Here is an 18570-nt window from a genome sequence, read left to right as displayed (position 1 = left end):
CCATCGGCGCGCGCCCCTACCGCCCCTTCCGGAACGCCTCCGCCTTCTCCGCCGCCGCCTCGGCCCGCCAGCGCTTCGGCGCCGCCTTGTCGACCTGCTCCCCCTCGGCGGTCAGGACCTCGTTGGCGAACTCCAGGTCCATCAGCTTCATCCGCTTGATCTCGTCGCGCAGGCGGGCGGCCTCCTCGAATTCGAGGTTGGCGGCGGCGTTGCGCATGCGGCTTTCGATGTCCTTGAGGGCGGCCTGGAAGTTGGAGCCGGTGAAGGGTCTGGACTCCTCCTTCATGCCCGGGGCGGTCAGCTTGTCGAGGGCGCGGGACTCATAGGGGCTGGCCATGATCTCGCGGATGTCGCGCTTGACCGACTCCGGGGTGATGCCGTGTTCGGCGTTGTAGGCCTCCTGCTTCTCGCGGCGGCGGTTGGTCTCGGCGATGGCGCGCTCCATCGAGCCGGTCATGCGGTCGGCATAGAGGATGACGCGGCCGTCGACGTTGCGGGCGGCGCGGCCGATGGTCTGGATCAGCGACGTCTCGGAGCGCAGGAAGCCCTCCTTGTCGGCGTCGAGGATGGCGACCAAACCACATTCCGGAATGTCCAACCCTTCGCGCAAAAGGTTGATGCCGATCAGGACGTCGAATGAGCCCATGCGCAGGTCGCGCAGGATCTCGATCCGCTCCATGGTGTCGACGTCGGAGTGCATGTAGCGGACGCGCACGCCCTGTTCGTGCATGTATTCGGTCAGGTCCTCGGCCATCTTCTTGGTCAGGACGGTCACCAGGGAGCGGTAGCCGGCGCGGGCGACGGATTTCACCTCATCGATGACGTCGTCGACCTGGTTGCGGGTCTGGCCGCTGACCGGGCGGATCTCGACCGGGGGGTCGATCAGGCCGGTGGGGCGGATGACCTGTTCGGTGAAGACGCCGCCGGTGCGCTCCATCTCCCACGGGCCGGGGGTGGCGGTGACGAAGACGGTCTGGGGCCGCATGGCGTCCCATTCGTCGAACTTCAGCGGGCGGTTGTCGATGCAGCTGGGCAGGCGGAAGCCGTATTCGGCCAGGGTGGATTTGCGGCGGTAGTCGCCGCGGTACATGCCGCTGATCTGGCCGACGGTGACGTGGCTCTCGTCGACGAACAGCAGGGCGTTGTCGGGGATGTATTCGAAGAAGGTGGGCGGCGGCTCGCCCGGGGCGCGGCCGGTCAGCCAGCGGCTGTAGTTCTCGATGCCGGCGCAGGAGCCGGTGGCCTCCATCATCTCCAGATCGAAGCGCACGCGTTGTTCGAGCCGCTGGGCCTCCAGCAGCTTGCCGTTCTCGACCATCCAGTCGAGCGTCTCCTTCAGCTCGGCCTTGATGCCGGTGATGGCTTGATTCAGGGACGGGCGCGGGGTGACGTAGTGGCTGGCGGCGTAGACGGTGATCTCGGTGAGGTCGGCGGTCTTCTTGCCGGTCAGGGGGTCGAACTCCTGGATGGATTCCAGCTCGTCGCCGAACAGCTGCACCCGCCAGGCGCGGTCTTCCATGTGGACGGGGAAGATCTCCAGCACGTCGCCGCGCTTGCGGAACATGCCGCGGTCGAAATTCAGGTCGTTGCGCTTGTACTGAAGCGCGATCAGGTCGGCGCGGAGCTTGGACTCGTCGATCTGGTCGCCGACCTTCAGGGTGAAGGTCATGGCCGTATAGGTCTCGACCGAGCCGATGCCGTAGATGCAGCTGACCGAGGCCACGACGATGACGTCGTCCCGCTCGAGGATCGCCCGCGTCGCTGAGTGGCGCATGCGGTCGATCTGCTCGTTTATCGAGCTGTCCTTTTCGATGTAAGTATCTGATTTCGGGACATAAGCTTCCGGTTGGTAGTAGTCGTAGTAGGAGACGAAATACTCGACGGCGTTGTCCGGGAAGAAGCTTTTGAACTCGGAATAGAGCTGGGCGGCGAGGGTCTTGTTGGGGGCCAGGATCAGGGCCGGGCGCTGGGTCTGTTCGATGACCTTGGCCATGGTGAAGGTCTTGCCCGAGCCGGTGACGCCGAGCAGGACCTGGTCGCGCTCACCGGTGGCGGCGGTGGCCACCAGCTCGGCGATGGCCGAGGGCTGGTCGCCGGCGGGGGTGTATTTCGTCTCAAGCCGGAAGGGGATGTGTTTGCGGCCCTCGGGACGGTCGGGCCGGTGCGGGGTCCAGTCGGCGGGCTTGCCGGGGGCCTCCTCCGGCGTCAGGCGCGGGCCGGTGACGGGGGCGAACATCGGCATGTGCGGGGTCTTGACCGGCATGCGCGGCGGGGCGCCCTCGTCGTCGCGGAGGAAGGCAGCGGGGGCCTCGGCGAGGGACTCGCCGCGGACGTGGACCGGCTTGGTGATGCGCGGGGCAGAGCCCTTGGGCGAACTGGAACGGTTCATGAACAGCAATCTAGGGCGCGGGGAGCGGCTTCGCCAGTCAACGCGCGGGCGCGGCGGAGGCTGCTGACAGCGGGTGTCAGCAGGGCCGCTGTGACGGTCCGGAAACCGCGAGACGGCGCGGGGCGGGCGCGGCAGTATCAGGGCCATGACGCCCGCCGCCCCCGCCGCCCTCACCCTGTCCCGGCTCGAGAGTCCGATCGGGCCGCTGGCGCTGGCCTGCGACGACGCGGGCGCGGTGCGGGGGCTGAGCTTCGGCGGCGGGCTGATCGCAGCGATGCGGCGGGAGTATCCGGGGGCGGGCCTGAGCGAGGGCGGTGCGCCGGGGGCGGTCGCGCGCGGGATCGCCGCCTATTTCGACGGAGATCGTGAGGCCCTGACACGCGTGGTCTGGTCGCTGGACGGCGCGGCGGCGGGCGACGGCTTCCAGGCGCGGGTGTGGCGGGCGCTGGCCGAGGTGCCGGCGGGGGTCACGATCAGCTATGGCGAGATGGCGAAACGGGCCGGCGAGCCGGGCGCGGCCCAGGCGGCGGGCACGTCGCTAAACCGCAATCCCATTCCACTGGTGCTGGCCTGCCACCGGGTGATCGGCGCCGACGGGGCGCTGGTCGGCTTCGGCGGCGGGCTGGAGCGCAAGGGCTGGCTGCTCAGGCATGAAGGGGCGCTGCTGATCTGAGCCGCGCCCCTCCGTCGGGTTTCTAGCGGCGCACCTGCACGCGCGCCTCGAGGTCGGCCCAGCGGCGGGTCAGGTCGCGGAGCTCTTCGCGCAGGCGGCTCGCCTCGGCGCGGCTGATCGAACCATTGCGTTCGCCGGCGGCGATGCGGGCCTCGATCTGGGCGGCGCGCGGGTCCGACCCGTAGCCGCCGTCGTTATAGCCGCCGTCGCCGAGACGGCGGTCGAGGTCGGCGAGGCGGGTCGTCAGGTCCTGGCGCTCGCGGTCGCTGAGGCCGTCGCGCTGATAGCCGGTCTCGACCCGGACCAGGGCGTCAAAGTCCGTGCGCAGCCGGTTCGCCTCGGTGCGGCTGATGCGGCGATCGCGCAGGGCGACATCGACGCGGGCGCTGAACTCGGCGCGTTGATCCGCCAGCGGGCGCCAGCCGTAGTCGTCGTTGTAGTCGCCGTCGTCGCGGGCGTCGCCGACGCGCTGCGACAGGGCGCGGTAGCGGTCGCGCAGGTCGCTGCGCTCCTGGGTCGTCAGGCGACCGTCGGCGGCGTAGCGGCTCTCCAGCTGGACCAGGGCGTTGTAGTCGGCGCGCAGGCGGGTCGACTCGGTGCGACTGATCGAACCGTCGCGGACGCCGGCGTCGATGCGGGCCTCCAGCGCCGCGCGGCGCTCGGCCAGCGGCCGGCGGCCCTGGCTGTAGTCGTCCTCGATCTGCTGGTCATTGCCGAAGGCGTCGCCGAACACGGCCCCGAACAGGGCGCCGATGATGCCGCCCGGCTGTTGCACCGGACCGGAGGGCTGGCCGCCGTAGCCGCCGTCATCCGGATAGAGGGCGCCGGTGGTGGCGCGCGCGCCGGTGCAGGTCAGCACGCCGTCGCGGTTGGAGATCGACGAGCGGCAATCGACCGGCCGCAGCGAGCTCCAGCGCCAGCCGCCCGAGGTCTGGCACTCGGCCGAGACATAGCCGTTGGCGAGTTGCTGGACGTTACGGCACGAGGTGGGGATGTCGCGGGCCGTGCTGTTGTAGGGCGTCTGGGCCTGGGCGGCGCCGGCGGCGGACAGGAGCAGGGCGCCCGCGGCCATGGCCGAGAGGGTGTGGGAGAAAGCGGTCATGGGGGGTTCTTTCCGGGTGGGGGTTGCCCTGTTGCCGGAGAGAACGGGAGTCGGCGGGGAAAGGTTGCGGGGTGGCAGTGGGTGAACCCTCTCCCGTCGGGAGAGGGCTTGAGCGCACGAGCGCGAAGCGATCGTCCTTGCGCGAAAGGGTGAGGGTTACGTCGCCTGACGCCCGAACACCGTAACCCCTCACCCCTGCCCCTCTCCCATTGGGAGAGGGGTTCAGTGTGCGCTATCCCTTCCCCATGACCGCCCTGCCCCTTTCCGACCTGCTCCTGCTGCTCGCCGCCGTGACCGCGGCCGGGCTGGTCGGCGGGCTGGTGGCCGGGCTGTTCGGGGTCGGCGGCGGGACGGTGATCGTGCCGGCGGTGTTCTATGCCTTAGAGGTGCTGGGGGTGGGGGGCGAGGGCAATCTGCATACGGCGATCGGGACCTCGCTGCTGACCATTGTCGCGACCTCGTGGCGGTCGCTGAGGGCGCACCGGGCGCATGGGGCGGTGGACGAGGCGGTGCTGAAAAGCTGGACGCCGTGGGTGGCGGCGGGGGCGCTGGTCGGGGCGGCGGTGGCGGGCGTGACCTCGATGCAGGGGCTGGCCATCGTCTATGGCGTCTGCCTGCTGGTCGTGGCGGCGCAGATGGGGCTGCTGCCGGAGCGGGTGACGTTGCGGCGCGACCTGCCGGAGGGCTGGGGGCGGCGCGTGACCGGGACGGTGATCGGCGGGCTGTCGGCCATGATGGGGATCGGCGGCGGCAGTTTCGGCGGGATGATGATGACCCTGTGCGGGCGGCCGATCCATCAGGCGGTGGCGACGGCCTCGGGCTTCGGCCTGGCCATCGGGGCGGCGGCGACCCTGGGGTTCGTGGTGTTCGGCTGGGACGCGGGCGGGCGGCCGCCGTTGTCGCTGGGGTATGTGAATGTGCCCGGAGCGATCGTGATGGCGGTGCTGACCACGGCGGTCGCGCCCTGGGGGGCGAAGCTGGCGCATTCGCTGGACCGGGCCGTGCTGCGACGGGCGTTCGCGGTGTGGCTGCTGGTGACGGCGGGGGCGGTGGTGGTGAAGGCTCTTTGAGGCAGTAGGCAGTAGGCAGTAGGCAGTAGAAGGCCGGAATTGCGGTGATCCTACTGCCTAATTCCTACTGCCTAATGCCTCGCTTCACGGTCGCAGCGTGATCTCCGCCGGCGTGGCGCTGAAGGAGGAGAGGCGGCCGAGGTAGCTCATGCCGAGCAGGGAGTGGGGCAGGCCGTGTTCGACGACGAGGGCCTCGACGCGTTCGACGCGGGCGCCGGCGACGGCGACGGCGCCCAGCTCGACCGGGGCGGCGCGGACCGGGCCGGAGGCGGTGATGACCGTGCCGGAGAAGTCGTCGGCCTTGAGCCGCAGGCCGAGACGGGCGGCGTCGGCGGGGGTCAGGGCCACGACGCTGGCGCCGGTGTCGACCATGACGCGGACGGCCTTACCGTCGATCAGGGCGTCGGCCCAGTAGTGGCCGTCGGCGGCCTTGAGCACCTGGGCGGGACCGCCCCGGGCCGGGGCGTGGACAGCGGCGGGCACGGCGGCGTGCGCCTGCCCCCGCGCGTCAGCGTGGTTGAGCCACCAGGCGGTGGTCAGGGCCGACGCGACCGCCAGGGTCATGACGCCGAGGGAGGAAAGGTCGAAACGCATACGCAGCTCGCCGTGAACGCGCCGCTTCTGCGGCCCCTCCCCTGTCGCACACGGCGGTTGGGATGCGGTGAAGGGGCGTGGTTTGCGGGGGGTTAAGGGAGGGCTGAGGGTCGAGGGTCGAGGGTCGAGAGAGAAGAGGACGGGGGATGGGGTCAAAGAAAGCCCTGCCGCCTTACCCTCGACCCTCGACCCTCGACCCTTCCTCCCTCCCCGGAAGCTCAGCCATGATCCGCGCCCGTTCCGCGTCGGTGAAGCCGCTCCAGCCGCCGATCTCGGACAGGGTGCGCCAGCAGCCGAGGCACAGGCTGGTGGCGCCGTCGACGACGCAGACCTTGACGCAGGGGGTGGCGATGCTGCGTGGGGGGCCTTGTGGATTCTGGGCGACAGTTGATGACATGAATACGAAATATGGTCCGGTAGCGGAGTAAAACTGATTGCATTTTTCGCGTCACGGCATTAGATGGAGCCTGACGCGAAACGACTATGACGGTGAGATTCCCGAAAAGCACGACGCGTCTCTTTTCATCAATCACTCGAAAGGAGACGCCAGGATGAAAGACAGAGACCGGAACCTGCAGCACGCCATGATGTCCTTCGCCCTCTGGGGCGGGATGCTGGTCAATACGAAGAACGGCTATGGGGCCGGCGACCGCGTGGTCAGCCACCCGTCCAACTTCGTACCCATCAAGCTGCGCAAGCGCGACTAGACAGGGGCGCCTCTTCGGGGGCCGCCGCGACTGACAAAAGCCCCGGTCCGCAAGGCCGGGGCTTTGCAATTCCACCGTCAGGGTTGATCAGTCGCGCGAAGCCTCATCCTGTGCCAGTGTCCCGTCCTGAAGGGTGGGGACCATGTTCAGGTTGAGGGCGACGCTGGTTGCGAGAACGGCTGCACGGCCGTGGCGCACCGGCTGGTCCGTGGAGCGGGGGGTGGACTTCTCGCTCGCCGCGGCTCCGGATCCGGCGACCCCGATCCAGGCGACGACGGCCGATCCCGCGCCCGGCGAACGGGCCTGTTTCATCGACGAGGACTGGACCGTCCCACCCGGGGCCGAGGCGGGGCGCACCGTCGTCGGCCTGGCGGCGGCCGCGACCATGGCCGAGGAGCCGCCCGAGCCCGTCCGGGTGCGGGCCTGGTGGTCGCTGGCGCGGAAATCCTCGCAGACGGGTTGACCTCCGTCTGACATTGCGGCGCGGGCAGGCGTGCGGCACACCGGGCGCATGACCCTGATCCGCCGAGACCGCCACGACCATATCGAACTCTGGACCCTGGACCGGCCCGACCGGCTCAACGCCCTGCCCGATCTCGAGGACGGCGAGGCCTTCGCGGCGGCCTGCGAGGCGGTCAACGCCGATCCCGCGGTGCGCTGCGTGATCCTGACCGGGGCGGGGCGGGCGTTCTCGGCGGGCGGTGACCTGAAGGCGATGAAGGACCGGCGCGACATGTTCGCCGGGTCGGGCGCGGAGATCCGCGAGCGCTATCGGCGCGTGGTGCACCGGATCGTGCGGTCGCTGTACGGGCTGGAGGTTCCGCTGATCGCGGCGGTGAACGGGCCGGCCATGGGGCTGGGGTGCGACATCGCCGGACTGGCGGACATCCGCATCGCCTCGGAGACGGCCAGCTTCGGCGTGCCGTTCCTGAAGCTGGGGATCTTGCCGGGGGACGGCGGGGCGTGGCTGATGCCGCGCAACATCGGCTATGCGCGGGCCGCCGAGATGCTGTTCACCGCCCGGATGCTGGACGCGAAGACGGCGATGGAATGGGGACTGGTCAGCCGGGTGGTCGCGCCGGAGCGGCTGATGGACGAGGCCATGGCGATCGCGGAGGAGGTGGCTGCGCAGGCGCCGAACGCCCTGCGGATGACGAAGGCGCTGCTGCGGCAAGGGCGCGACGCGACGTTCGACCAGATCCTGGAGATGACGGCGGCGATGCAGGCCCTGGCGCATCTCACCAACGATCACGCCGAAGGCGCCGCGGCCGCCCTGGAAAAACGTCGCCCCTCGTTCCGGGGGGACTGATCTCCGGATCGGCGGATGTCCCAACCGAAAAGGGCTCCGGCGTTCGCCGGAGCCCTTCTTGTTGCGCTTGCGGGCCGGTCCTGTCGCGGATCAGCCGCCCGGATCCTGCTGGGCCCGGTCGTCGGGATTGGTCATGGAGCGGTTGGCCGGAACGCCGGCGGCGACGGCGCGGGGGGCGCCGGCGGTTTCGCCGGGCTTCATGAATTTCACCAGCACCCGCTGGCCGATCAGCAGGGGGGCGTCGCCGGCGGTGACGACGACCTCGACGACGCGCTCGTCCGAGCGTTGCGACGGATCGTCCGAGGCCAGCTTGCGGGCGCCGAAGACCGCGGCGCGGCGCAGGACGGCGCCGACATAGACCTTGGACGGATCGCCCTCGGGGGTGATCTCGACGGCCTGGCCGGGGGTGATGTTGGGGATGTCGCTCTCGACGATTTCGGCGCGGGCGATGCGCGGGGCGTCGGGCTCGAGATCGAACATGTTGGACACGTTCAGGGTCGAGGCGCCGGCGCCGGGGTTGGCGTAGCGGCGCACGATGCGGCCCGACTGGGGCGCGCGGATCACGGTCAGCTCGACATTGTAGGCGGCCTGGTCGCGGCGGGCGCGGGCGGTCTGGACGGCCGCCTGCTGGCTGGCGAGGCGGGCCTGGGCCGTGGCGATGGCGTCGCGGGCCTGGTCCATGCGCGAGGCGGCGACGAAGTTGGAGTCGACCAGCCGGGCGAGACGGTCGTGCTCGCGCTGGGCGGTGCGGATGTCGACCTGGATCAAGCGCAGCTGGCTTTCGGCCTGGGCGACGTCGGCGTTGGCGCTTTGCAGGGCGAGGCGGGGTTCGTCGTCTTCCTGACGGGCGAGGATCTGGCCGGCGACGACGCGGTCGCCTTCCTGGACCAGCACTTCGCGGACGACGCCGCCGCGGCGGGCCGCGATCTGGATGATGCCGCCCTCGACGTCGACCTTGCCGTTGGCGATGGCCGCATAGGGGCTCTCGACGCGGGTGGCCGCGGCCTTCTCTTCCTCGGCCTTCTTCGCCTTGCCGGCGCTCTGCATGAACATGAAGCCGACGACGATGACGACGATCAGCACGAGGCCGATCCAGAGCCATTTATTCTTGAAGAAGGCGGGCATGGCGAAAGATCCTACGGAGGTCAGTGCGACGCCAGCGTGGCGTCGGGATTGGGGGTGCGGCGTTGATCGTCGATGATCACGCCGTCTTCGATCTTGATGACCCGGTCGGCCCATTCCTCGAGGCGAGGATCGTGGGTGACGCAGATGACCGAAGCGCCGTGTTCGGTGGCGGCGCGGCGCAGCAGCCGGATGACGATCTGGCCGTTCTCGCCGTCAAGAGCGGAGGTCGGCTCGTCCGCGAACAGGATCTGCGGGTTCTTGGCCAGGCAGCGGGCGATCGCGACACGCTGTTTCTCGCCGCCGGACAGGATCGACGGCCGCTGATGAAGACGCGGGCCGAGGCCGACCTCCTCAAGGGTCGCGGTCGCCTGACGGCGGGCGTCGCCTGGGGACAGACCCTGGAATTTCAGCACCACCTCGACCTGTTGCAGGGCGGTCAGGGCGGGGAAGAGGTTGAAGCCCTGGAAGATGAAGCCGCAGTGATCGAGGCGGAATTTGTCGATCTTGCCGGAGGACAGTTTCCACAGGTCGTCGACGTCGAGCGCATCGACCCGGCCCTCTTCCGGCCGGAGCAGGCCGGACAGGGCGGCGATCAGGGTTGATTTGCCGGAGCCGGACGGACCCATGACCATGGTCAGGTCGCCGTGGCGGGCGTCGAAATCCACGCCCTTCAGCACTTCGATGAACTGCTTGCCGGACTTGAACCGCTTCACCAGGCCCTTGGCCTCGATCGCGAAATCGCCGTGCTTGCCGTGAGTCGTGGTCTTGCTCATCGCAGCAGATCCGCGGGCTGGCTGTTCTTGAGGATGCCGAGGGAGAGAAGGCCCGACAGCATGGCGATGACGATCAATCCGCCGCCGACGATGATCAGCAGGACCGGCGGCAGGGCGATGATCACGGCATTGGCCATGGCCAGCATCTGCACCAGCAAGGTCAGGCCGATGGCGGCGGCGACGCCGACGAGGCCGACCCAGAAGCTGAGCTCCATGACGATGCGGTTCAGCGAGCCCATGCCGACGCCGAGGGCGCGCAGCGAGGCGAACTCCTTGATATTGGCCATGATGGCGCCGCGCAGGGTCTGCCAGGTGATGGTCACGCCGATGATGGTGCCCAGGACCACGCAGCCGCCGATGATGATGACCAGAATGCCTTCCTCGAACATGGCGCCGGCGTTGGCGTCGGCCAGTTCCTGACGGGTCCATGCCTTCCACTGGCCATCGCCGAGGGTGTTCAGCTGGGCGGCGACCACCGTGGCCTGGGCCGGGTCGCGCAGCTTGATCATCAGCGGGCCGACGCGGGGGCCGGTGTCGGCCTGGCCGAGCATCCGCAGGGTGTCGCGCGACATGACGATGGTGGACCCCATCATGTTGGGATAGCCGCGGGTGATGCCGACCACGGTGACCGTCTGACCGTTGTACAGCGCCTTGTCGCCGAGCTTGACGCCCAGCTTGGCGACGGCCGTCTCGTCGATGGCGACGGTGTAGGGCTGGCGCAGGGCGTCGACCAGTTCCTGGGAATAGTCGGTCGGGATGGTCACCGCGCCGGGCGTGGTGTCGATGATGCTGGCCTGGACGAATTCCTGCTTCGGCGCGCGTTGGCGGGCGCGCTCGGCCTGGGACATGGTCGGGTCGACGTTCTTGACCGACTGGAACGAACCGCCCGCGCCGTCGAGCGGCTGGACCTCGATCACCTGCGGGTTGCGGTAGGCCATGGGGATGAAGCGCCGCGGCACGCCCGAGGGCCCGCCCATCAGGCTGGTGGCGCCCGGCTGCATGATGATGATGTCGGCGCTGGACCGCTCGATGGTCGCGGTGAAGCCCTTGCCGATGCCGATGAAGACGCCGGTCATGGCGAGCACGAGCAGGCCGGACAGGGCCAGGGCCATGACGGCGGCCATATAGCGCCGCCACTCATAGAGGAGGGTTGAAAGTGCAAGCGACATGGAAACGGAAAGACCCCTGACGTTGACCGCTATCTGACGGTGCAAGGGAGCGCGGCCAAGTTAAATCGGGGTAAGGCGAGCGCGGTTACGCTTGCGCAAGGCCTGTCGTGCCACATGGACGGAGCTCGTTCATCGTGTCTATTCAGATTGAAACGATCGGCGACGTCCGCCGGTCCCCTTGGGAGAATTCGCAGAATGCTGCTTCGTTCGCTCCGCGCCGCCGTATCGGCGACCGCCTCCATAGCCGCCGTCGCCGGCGTGCTGGCCGTCATGGCCGCGCCCTCGTCCGCCCGCGCCGATGAAGGCATGTGGACGTTCGACAATTTCCCGATCCAGACGGTGAACGACAAATACGGCACCCGGATCGACCAGGCGTGGCTGGACCGGGTCCGCAACGCGGCGGTGCGCATCCAGGGCTGTTCGGCCTCGTTCGTGTCGGACCAGGGCCTGATCCTGACCAACTGGCACTGCGTCGTCGGCTGCGTGCAGGAACTGTCCACGCCCGAGCAGGACTTTGTGAAGAACGGCTTCCTGACCGCCAACCGCGAGGAAGAGCGGCGCTGCCCGGGCCAGACCGCCGAGGTGCTGGTCGACATCGTCGATGTGACGGACCGGGTGCTGGCGTCCGGCGCCGGCCTGGAAGGCGCGGCCTTCAACGCCGCCCGCTCGGCCGAAACCAACGCCATCCAGACCGAGGCCTGCGCCGGCGATCCGAAGTTCAACTGCCAGGTGATCAGCTTCTACCGCGGCGGCCGCTACGCCCTGTACAAATTCCGCCGCTATGACGACGTGCGGCTGGTGTTCGCACCCGAGAACCAGGCCGCCTTCTTCGGTGGCGACCCCGACAATTTCAACTTCCCGCGCTACGCCCTCGATGCCGGTTTCCTGCGCGCCTATGAGAATGGCCAGCCGGTCGAGAGCCCCAGCTTCCTGCGCTGGAACCCGAACGCTCCGGCCGAGGGCGATGTGACCTTCGTGGCGGGCAACCCCGGCTCGACCTCGCGCCTGCTGACGATGAGCCAGCTGGAGCGCCTGCGGGACCAGCAACTGCCGGTGACCCTGATCCAGACCTCGGAACTGCGCGGTCGTCTGCTGGAGTATTCGCTGACCGGCGACGAGGCCAAGCGGCTGTCGTTCGATCCGATCTTCGGCCTCGAGAACAGCTTCAAGGTCTATTACGGCCAGCAGGGCGCCCTGACCGATCCGGCCTTCATGGAAGCCAAGCGCGAAGCCGAGGCCGAGCTGCGCGCCCGCGTCGCCGCCGACCCCAATCTGGTGCAGCAGATCGGCGACCCCTGGACCGACCTGGAGCGGGTCCAGGCCACGGCGCGCGACCTCTTCCTGCCGGTGCGCCAGCTGGAGCAGGCCGCCGGCGGCGGTTCGACCCTGTACCAGATGGCCCGGGCCCTCGTGCGGGCGTCGAAGAATACGTCGATCACCGAGGCGCAACGCGCGCGCCTGACCGCCATGCTCGGCGAGGAGACGCCCATCGCGATCGAGATGGAAGAGATCCGCCTGCGCTACTGGCTGTCCAAGACCCGCGAGTATCTGACGGTCGATCATCCCGAGGTGAAGGCCATGCTGGGCCGCGAGAGCCCGGAAGCCCTGGCCGAGCGGCTGATCTCGGGCACGCAGATGGAGGACGCCGCCTTCCGCGCCCGGGCCGCCACCATGACGACCGAGGAGCTGGCCGCGGCAGACCCGCTGCTCGCCTTCGTCATCGCCAATGACGCCGCCGCCCAGGCGATCGGCGCCCGCTGGGCCGCCGAGGTCAACGCCCCGACCGCCCGCGCGGCCGAAAAGGTCGCCCAGGCCCGGTTCGCGGCCTATGGGACCAACCAGTATCCGGACGCCACCTTCTCGCTGCGGCTGTCATACGGCCGGGTCGAGGGCTGGACCTATCGCGGCGTCACCGTGCCGGCCTTCACCTATATGGGCGGCCTGTACGAGCGGGCGACCGGCGCCGAGCCGTTCAACGCGGCCCAGGCCTTCATCGACAATCAGGCCCGGGTGAACATGGAGACGGTCTATGACTTCTCCTCGACCAACGACATCATCGGCGGCAACTCGGGTTCGCCCGTGATCAACGCGGCCGGGGAAGTCATCGGCGCGGCCTTCGACGGCAACATCCACTCGCTGGGCGGGTCGTACGGCTATGACGGCGCGCTGAACCGGACGGTATCGGTGTCGACGGCGGCGATCACGGAAGCGCTGCGCAACATCTATCCGAGCCCGCACCTGCTGGAAGAGCTCGGGGTCGAATAAGCGTCCTTCTCCCCCTGCGGGAGAAGGTGTCAGGCGAAGCCTGACGGATGAGGGGTGAAACGCGGTGGTCAGAGATGACTTGCCCGTTTCGCCCCTTACGTCTTTCATGGGTGCATCACCCCTCATCCGACCCGCTGCGCGGGCCACCTTCTTCCTCAAGGGGAGAAGGAAGGAGCAAGACATGCGTCACCTCACCCCCGCCCTCGCAGCCGCCCTCCTGACCCTCGCCGCCGGCTCCGCCGTGAAGGCCGAGGAAGGCATGTGGACCTTCGACAACTTCCCCATCGCGCGGGCCAACGCCACGCTGGGCACGAACATCGACCAGGCCTGGCTGGACCGGGTGCGGCTGAGTTCGGCCAAGTTCGGGGGCTGTTCGGCCGGGATCGTCTCGGCCGAGGGGCTGGTGATGACCAACAACCACTGCGTCGCCACCTGCGTGGCCAATCTGTCGACCCAGGCGGTGAATTACGCCGAGACCGGCTTCACTCCGCGCACCCGCGAGGAGGAGCTGAAATGCCCCGGCGGGACGGCGGAAATCCTGACCGACATCACGGACGTGACGGAGCGGATGCACGCCGCCGGCGCCGGGCTGGAAGGCCAGGCCTTCACCCGCGCGCGCGACGCCGAGGCGGGCCGGATCGAACAGGAAGCCTGCGGCGGCGACGCCGGCAAGCGCTGCCAGGTGGTCAGCCTGTACCGAGGCGGCCAGTTCAAGCTCTACACCTACAAGAAATACAGCGACGTCCGGCTGGCCTTCGCGCCCGAGGACCGGGCCGCGACCTTCGGCGGCGATCTGGACAATTTCAGCTTCCCGCGCTTCGCCATCGATGCGGCCTTCATCCGGCTGTACGAGAACGGCGTCCCCGCCGCGACCCCGACCCATTTCGTGTGGAACGCCGACAAGCCGGTCGAGGGCACGCCGGTGTTCGTCTCGGGCAGCCCGGGCGCGACCCAGCGGCTGCTGACCCAGGATCAGCTGTTCACCATCCGCGACGTGGTCCTGCCGATGGACCAGCTGCTGGCCAGCGAGCTGCGCGGCCGGTTGATCCGCTATTCGCAGGAGGGTGAGCGACAGGCGTTCGAGGCCATGGACCCGGTGGTCAGCCTGGAGAACACCTACAAGCGCGGCCTGGGCCGGATGCGCGCCCTGACCGACCCCGGCTTCATGGCGACGCGGGCCGGGAACGAGGCGGATTTCCGCGGTCGCGCCGAGGCGACGGCAGGCGACGCCAACCCGTGGACGACGCTGTCCGCCGTCCAGCCGATCGCACGCGAACTCTATCCCGCCATGGCGCTGCTGGAAGGCGGCACGGGCATGGGGACCACGCCGGTCGCCGGCGGCTCCCAGCTGTTCAGCTGGGCGCGGACGCTGGTGCGCGGCGCGCAGGAGCGGGCCAAACCGTCGGCTGAGCGCCTGCCCGAATACGCCGACAGCCGCCTGTCCGGCGTCCAGTCCGGCCTGTTCGCCGAGCGGCCGGTCTATCCGGGCCTCGAGCAGGTCCGGATGGAGTGGTGGCTGTCCAAGACGCGGGAGTGGCTGACGGTCGATGATCCGCGCGTCCGCGGCCTGCTGGGACGGGAGTCGCCCGAGGCGCTTTCGGCGCGGCTGATCGAGGGCACGACGCTGGCCGATCCGGCCGTGCGCCGCGCGCTGTGGGAGGGCGGCCTGGCCGCCGTCGAGGCCTCGCAGGACCCGCTGATCCAGTATCTGCTGTCGATCCAGGACGAGACCCGCGCCATTCGCTCCGAATGGGAGGAAAAGGTCCAGGCCCCGACCGATCGTGCGTCGGAACGGCTCGCCGGCCTGCGGTTCGAGACCTATGGCGACACCGTTTATCCCGACGCGACCGGCACCCTGCGGCTGACCTACGGCCGGATCGAGGGCACGGACGTTCCGGGCCAGCGCTGGGGTCCGTTCACCACCTTCGACGGCCTGTGGGACCGGGCGACCGGCGCGCCGCCGTTCGACGTGGCGCCGAAGCTGCTGGCCGCGCGCGGGCGGATCGACGGCGGGACGGTGCTGAACATGGCGGTGTCGTCGGACACCATCGGCGGCTCATCGGGCTCGCCGGTGGTCAATGCGGCCGGCGAGATCCTGGGGGCCAATTTCGACTCCACCGTCCTGACCCAGCGCAACGCCTATGGCTATGACGTCAACGTCAATCGCTCGGTGATCGTGACCACCGGCGCGGTGACGGCGGCGCTGCGGGATGTGTACGGGATGGACAGGCTGGTGCGGGAGTTGGGGGTCCGCTGAGTTCGTACGGCTTAGGGCTTAGGGCTTAGGGCTTGGATCAGAGCGCCTGAACCCCAAGACCTACGACCTAAGCCCTGCCCCCTAGATCTGGCTCATCTTCTGCCGGGCCTTGGCGAAATACTGCCAGCCGGTCCAGACGGTGACGATGGCGGCGGCCCAGATCAGGACATAGGCGAAGGTCTGGAAATGCGGCTGCCACTCCAGCGGCAGGCCGAAGCCGTCCCACAGCAGCACCAGTTGCAGGCAGCCGAGGGCGACCATCTGCAGGACGGTCTTCCACTTGGCCAGCAGGGTGACCGGCAGCTTGACCTTGCCGGCGACGGTCTCGCGCAGGGCCGAGACGGCGAACTCGCGGAACAGGATCAGGCCGCAGGGGATGGCGATCTGCGGCAGGGCGCCCCAGGCCAGGACGCCGAGAATGGCCCCGGTGATCAGCACCTTGTCGGCGATCGGATCGAGGATGGCGCCCCAGCGGGTGGTCGAGTGCCAGCGCCGGGCCAGAAAGCCGTCGACCCAGTCGGTCGAGGCCGCGACCATGAAGATGACGAAGGCCGTGCGGCCGAAGCGGAACTGGTCGTCCGGGCTCAGATACTCGGACAGGAACGGAATGCCCTGCGGCGCGGCGCCCGCCAGGATCAGGAACATGATCACCCCGGCGATCAGCCGCAGGCCGGTCAGGATGTTCGGAATGGGATTGGCGTGGGGATTGGGTGTCATCTGGGCGCTCCGATACCTCAACGCGATCTGCCATGCTTCGCTGCATGAAGCGAGCGTCCGGCCTCGTCGTTACCCGGCCAGGGAGACGAATGTCCCGTCGCGCAGCGAGCGCAGGACGCCGTCGGCGATGCCGAAATGGACGCCGCTGAGCGCCAGCGTCCCCGCCGCCTCGCGCTCCGCGATCCAGGGGAAGGTGCGCAGATTCTCCAGCGACAGGCGGACCACCGCCTCCTCGGCCGCCCGCTCCGCCTCTTCCGGCGCGCAGGCCTCGCAGACGCGGCGCACGACCGGCGCGCCCTGGGCCACCCAGGGGGCGACGAAGTCCTGACAGTTGTCCGGGGCGCCGTAGCGCATGGCGTTGACCCCGCCGCAGTGGGCATGGCCCATCACCATGATACGCGAGACGCCCAGCACCTTGACCCCGAACTCCAGCGCCGCGGAGACGCCGTGCAGCTGGCCGTCGGGCTCATAGGGCGGGACAAGGTTGGCGACGTTGCGGACCACGAACAGCTGCCCCGGCGCCGTGTCGAAGATCAGGGCAGGATCGGCGCGGCTGTCGGAACAGGCCACCACGAGGGTGTGCGGCTTCTGCCCTTTCGAGGCCAGCGCCTCGTATTCGGCCTTGGCGGCGGGCCAATGGTCCTCACGGAAGCGGCGATAGCCGGAGAGCAGGGCGTCGCGGGATTCGTCGGTCATGGGGACGGTATAGGCAATCGGAGACGCTTGGGGGAGAGGGACGTAAGGCCGCAAGACCCGAGCGAGGCGCGGGAATATCGCCCCAACAGACTTGTTGTCAGGGCGGCATCCTGCGCCAACCGGCGCGCGCCTACATCCCGGCCAGTTCCTCGGCCACGATGGTCTGGACCAGGCGGACGCGAGGGCTGGATTCCAGCGCCTGATGGGTGACCAGCCAGATCGGCACCGGAATCGGCGCCATATCCGGCAGGAGATTCACCACGCCGGGGGTCCGCGCCGCCACTTCGCGCATCATCACGGCCACACCCATCCCGCGTTTGACCATTTCCCAGATCACCGCCGCGGACTCCGACACGATCCGGAAATCCCGGGTGGCGATCGGGATGCCGATCTCACGGAGAAAGCTGGCGAAGCGGGGGTCATCGAAGCCCATCAGGCCCGCCCCGGCCAGATCGGCAGGCCCCTTGGGCAGGCCGTTGCGGGCCACCCAGTCCTCGGACGCAAAGAAGCTCGCGGCGCTATCGCAAATATGGCGGCCGACCAGACCGGGGCGGTCAGGCCGGACATGGCGAATGGCGATGTCCGCCTCCCCGCGATGCAGATCGCTGATCTCGTTGGAGGCGACGATCGCGATCGTGATCTGCGGCGCTTCCGATCTGATGCGCGCGACGATCTCCGGAAGAATATAGGCCGCAAAGGTGTCGGTGGCGGAGATACAGACCCGCCCGCCAATCTCCTGCGCGCGTCCACTGGCGGCGAGAACGAGCGTGTCCGCCGCGTCCCCCATGATCCGGATGTGATCGAGCAGCTCCATCCCGGTCTGGGTCAGGACCAGCTTGCGGCCCCGCCGTTCGAACAGGGTCACGCCCAGATCGGCCTCAAGCGCCAGAACCTGCCGCGACAATGTGGGCTGGGTCAGGCCGAGCTGGCGAGCCGCCGCCGAAAGGGATCCGGCGAGAGCGGTCGCGTGAAACCCGCGAATAAGGTTCCAGTCCATTGTCTTCATTGTTCTACGTATATCATGGCAACGAATTTCGCCGATTTACCTATTTTACGCATATGATAGATCGCATTGCAAAGAAGAAGCCTTCGGCCGATCGCACCCCGACGTTCGCCTTCCAGATCGCGCCCTTGAAGAATTCAATGTTCGGAGCAGGGCGATTCAGTACGGCGCCAGGATTCAACTATCCGCACGTTGTTCAGAACGCGCCGAACACGCATGGCAATATTTATGAATAGAAAGCGCGTAAGACATGATCAATAAACAAGCAAAACAGAATGCACTGAAGGAATTTCCGGTCAGCGTGAATCTGAAACTTGCGGCGCTTTGGTCGAGCTTTATGTTTCTCTACATTTATGTAGATTATTTGCACCTCTATATGCCAAACTCATTGGAAGATATGCTGGCAGGCAAGGTATTTGTTTTTGACGTCAGTCAGGCATTTCTCTTGGCGAGCCTCGTCTCGGTGACGATTCCGGCTTTGATGATTTTCCTTTCCGTCGCTATGTCAGCCAATCTGAATCGCTGGATAAACATAGTTGTGGCGATAATTTATATCCCATACACGCTGTTTAACTTGGCCGGTGAGGCGTGGATACATATGGTGTTCGGCGCTCTTGTAGAAGTCGCCATTCTTTTACTGATTATCCGCTATGCATGGAAATGGCCTCGTCTCGTTGTGAATTGAGAAAACGGCCGGTGCGGGTTCTCACGCGTCGGCTTG

At 68.2% G+C, this 18570-nt stretch carries 18 protein-coding genes; 8 read left to right on the top strand and 10 right to left on the bottom strand.

Annotation, left to right across the window (positions count from 1 at the left end):
• Positions 1–16 precede the first annotated feature (16 nt).
• Positions 17–2242, bottom strand: coding sequence for an excinuclease ABC subunit UvrB (uvrB, locus tag B2742_RS02790; RefSeq protein ID WP_292062792.1), 2226 nt, complete (start codon positions 2240–2242; stop codon positions 17–19).
• Between the two features lie 292 nt (positions 2243–2534).
• On the opposite strand from uvrB, the gene B2742_RS02785 reads away from it, so the two are divergent.
• Entirely contained in the window at positions 2535–3062 is a 528-nt protein-coding gene (locus B2742_RS02785) for a methylated-DNA--[protein]-cysteine S-methyltransferase (RefSeq protein WP_292062693.1), read from the top strand.
• 22 nt (positions 3063–3084) lie between these two features.
• On the opposite strand, the gene B2742_RS02780 is transcribed toward B2742_RS02785, so the two are convergent.
• Positions 3085–4164 (bottom strand): hypothetical protein, encoded by a 1080-nt coding sequence (locus B2742_RS02780; protein ID WP_292062692.1) that lies wholly within the window; start codon positions 4162–4164, stop codon positions 3085–3087.
• A 227-nt stretch (positions 4165–4391) separates the two neighbouring features.
• Between B2742_RS02780 and B2742_RS02775 the strand changes: the two genes are divergently transcribed.
• Entirely contained in the window at positions 4392–5234 is an 843-nt protein-coding gene (locus B2742_RS02775; RefSeq protein WP_292062690.1) for a sulfite exporter TauE/SafE family protein, read from the top strand.
• Between the two features lie 84 nt (positions 5235–5318).
• On the opposite strand, the gene B2742_RS02770 is transcribed toward B2742_RS02775, so the two are convergent.
• Entirely contained in the window at positions 5319–5828 is a 510-nt protein-coding gene (locus tag B2742_RS02770; RefSeq protein ID WP_292062687.1) for a TIGR02281 family clan AA aspartic protease, read from the bottom strand.
• A gap of 172 nt (positions 5829–6000) precedes the next feature.
• Positions 6001–6225 (bottom strand): DUF1289 domain-containing protein, encoded by a 225-nt coding sequence (locus B2742_RS02765; protein WP_292062685.1) that lies wholly within the window; start codon positions 6223–6225, stop codon positions 6001–6003.
• 154 nt (positions 6226–6379) lie between these two features.
• On the opposite strand from B2742_RS02765, the gene B2742_RS02760 reads away from it, so the two are divergent.
• The 3 genes from B2742_RS02760 to B2742_RS02750 all read left to right on the top strand — a co-directional run bounded on the left by B2742_RS02760 (position 6380) and on the right by B2742_RS02750 (position 7844).
• Entirely contained in the window at positions 6380–6535 is a 156-nt protein-coding gene (locus B2742_RS02760; RefSeq protein ID WP_292029036.1) for a hypothetical protein, read from the top strand.
• Positions 6536–6755: 220 nt separating this feature from the next.
• Positions 6756–6998: a hypothetical protein gene (locus B2742_RS02755; RefSeq protein WP_292062683.1), complete on the top strand. Its 243-nt coding sequence runs from the start codon at positions 6756–6758 to the stop codon at positions 6996–6998.
• Positions 6999–7046: 48 nt separating this feature from the next.
• Entirely contained in the window at positions 7047–7844 is a 798-nt protein-coding gene (locus tag B2742_RS02750; protein WP_292062681.1) for a crotonase/enoyl-CoA hydratase family protein, read from the top strand.
• 90 nt (positions 7845–7934) lie between these two features.
• On the opposite strand, the gene B2742_RS02745 is transcribed toward B2742_RS02750, so the two are convergent.
• Genes B2742_RS02745 through B2742_RS02735 form a run of 3 tightly spaced genes read right to left on the bottom strand, consistent with a single transcriptional unit; the run spans position 7935 to position 10911 of the window.
• A complete protein-coding gene (locus B2742_RS02745; RefSeq protein WP_292062678.1) occupies positions 7935–8969 on the bottom strand; it encodes an HlyD family secretion protein in 1035 nt (344 codons plus the stop codon).
• A 20-nt stretch (positions 8970–8989) separates the two neighbouring features.
• On the bottom strand, positions 8990–9742 hold the full coding sequence (locus tag B2742_RS02740; RefSeq protein ID WP_292062676.1) for an ABC transporter ATP-binding protein: 753 nt from the start codon (positions 9740–9742) through the stop codon (positions 8990–8992).
• Entirely contained in the window at positions 9739–10911 is a 1173-nt protein-coding gene (locus B2742_RS02735; protein ID WP_292062674.1) for an ABC transporter permease, read from the bottom strand. Before B2742_RS02735 ends, B2742_RS02740 begins: the two co-directional genes overlap by 4 nt.
• 195 nt (positions 10912–11106) lie before the next feature.
• On the opposite strand from B2742_RS02735, the gene B2742_RS02730 reads away from it, so the two are divergent.
• Both B2742_RS02730 and B2742_RS02725 read left to right on the top strand, forming a co-directional pair.
• A complete protein-coding gene (locus tag B2742_RS02730) occupies positions 11107–13176 on the top strand; it encodes a S46 family peptidase (RefSeq protein ID WP_292062671.1) in 2070 nt (689 codons plus the stop codon).
• A 181-nt stretch (positions 13177–13357) separates the two neighbouring features.
• The gene (locus tag B2742_RS02725; RefSeq protein ID WP_292062669.1) at positions 13358–15433 is read left to right on the top strand and encodes a S46 family peptidase; all 2076 of its coding nucleotides are present in this window, start codon (positions 13358–13360) and stop codon (positions 15431–15433) included.
• Between the two features lie 81 nt (positions 15434–15514).
• Here B2742_RS02725 and pgsA read toward each other — a convergent pair whose 3' ends face one another.
• The 3 genes from pgsA to B2742_RS02710 form a co-directional block, all read right to left on the bottom strand.
• Positions 15515–16150 (bottom strand): CDP-diacylglycerol--glycerol-3-phosphate 3-phosphatidyltransferase, encoded by a 636-nt coding sequence (gene pgsA, locus B2742_RS02720; RefSeq protein ID WP_292062667.1) that lies wholly within the window; start codon positions 16148–16150, stop codon positions 15515–15517.
• Between the two features lie 69 nt (positions 16151–16219).
• Positions 16220–16846, bottom strand: coding sequence for a carbonic anhydrase (locus tag B2742_RS02715; RefSeq protein WP_292062665.1), 627 nt, complete (start codon positions 16844–16846; stop codon positions 16220–16222).
• 130 nt (positions 16847–16976) lie between these two features.
• Positions 16977–17843: a LysR family transcriptional regulator gene (locus B2742_RS02710; protein WP_292062663.1), complete on the bottom strand. Its 867-nt coding sequence runs from the start codon at positions 17841–17843 to the stop codon at positions 16977–16979.
• Positions 17844–18099: 256 nt separating this feature from the next.
• On the opposite strand from B2742_RS02710, the gene B2742_RS02705 reads away from it, so the two are divergent.
• A complete protein-coding gene (locus B2742_RS02705; RefSeq protein WP_292062661.1) occupies positions 18100–18534 on the top strand; it encodes a DUF6326 family protein in 435 nt (144 codons plus the stop codon).
• The last annotated feature ends 36 nt before the right edge of the window (positions 18535–18570 follow it).

Origin of the sequence: Brevundimonas sp. UBA7664 (assembly GCF_002483305.1) — a bacterium.
Classification (GTDB): Bacteria; Pseudomonadota; Alphaproteobacteria; order Caulobacterales; family Caulobacteraceae; genus Brevundimonas.
Note: the sequence above shows the minus strand (reverse complement) of the source record. Positions and strands in the feature narration are given on the sequence as shown.

What these genes read in the sequence shown, in the direction of transcription:
- uvrB (WP_292062792.1), bottom strand. Translation starts at nt 2,242, where the DNA reads ATGCCGATGTTCGCCCCCGTCACCGGCCCGCGCCTGACGCCGGAGGAG.
- B2742_RS02785 (WP_292062693.1), top strand. Translation starts at nt 2,535, where the DNA reads ATGACGCCCGCCGCCCCCGCCGCCCTCACCCTGTCCCGGCTCGAGAGT.
- B2742_RS02780 (WP_292062692.1), bottom strand. Translation starts at nt 4,164, where the DNA reads ATGACCGCTTTCTCCCACACCCTCTCGGCCATGGCCGCGGGCGCCCTG.
- B2742_RS02770 (WP_292062687.1), bottom strand. Translation starts at nt 5,828, where the DNA reads ATGCGTTTCGACCTTTCCTCCCTCGGCGTCATGACCCTGGCGGTCGCG.
- B2742_RS02765 (WP_292062685.1), bottom strand. Translation starts at nt 6,225, where the DNA reads ATGTCATCAACTGTCGCCCAGAATCCACAAGGCCCCCCACGCAGCATC.
- B2742_RS02760 (WP_292029036.1), top strand. Translation starts at nt 6,380, where the DNA reads ATGAAAGACAGAGACCGGAACCTGCAGCACGCCATGATGTCCTTCGCC.
- B2742_RS02750 (WP_292062681.1), top strand. Translation starts at nt 7,047, where the DNA reads ATGACCCTGATCCGCCGAGACCGCCACGACCATATCGAACTCTGGACC.
- B2742_RS02745 (WP_292062678.1), bottom strand. Translation starts at nt 8,969, where the DNA reads ATGCCCGCCTTCTTCAAGAATAAATGGCTCTGGATCGGCCTCGTGCTG.
- B2742_RS02740 (WP_292062676.1), bottom strand. Translation starts at nt 9,742, where the DNA reads ATGAGCAAGACCACGACTCACGGCAAGCACGGCGATTTCGCGATCGAG.
- B2742_RS02735 (WP_292062674.1), bottom strand. Translation starts at nt 10,911, where the DNA reads ATGTCGCTTGCACTTTCAACCCTCCTCTATGAGTGGCGGCGCTATATG.
- B2742_RS02730 (WP_292062671.1), top strand. Translation starts at nt 11,107, where the DNA reads ATGCTGCTTCGTTCGCTCCGCGCCGCCGTATCGGCGACCGCCTCCATA.
- B2742_RS02725 (WP_292062669.1), top strand. Translation starts at nt 13,358, where the DNA reads ATGCGTCACCTCACCCCCGCCCTCGCAGCCGCCCTCCTGACCCTCGCC.
- pgsA (WP_292062667.1), bottom strand. Translation starts at nt 16,150, where the DNA reads ATGACACCCAATCCCCACGCCAATCCCATTCCGAACATCCTGACCGGC.
- B2742_RS02715 (WP_292062665.1), bottom strand. Translation starts at nt 16,846, where the DNA reads ATGACCGACGAATCCCGCGACGCCCTGCTCTCCGGCTATCGCCGCTTC.
- B2742_RS02710 (WP_292062663.1), bottom strand. Translation starts at nt 17,843, where the DNA reads ATGGACTGGAACCTTATTCGCGGGTTTCACGCGACCGCTCTCGCCGGA.
- B2742_RS02705 (WP_292062661.1), top strand. Translation starts at nt 18,100, where the DNA reads ATGATCAATAAACAAGCAAAACAGAATGCACTGAAGGAATTTCCGGTC.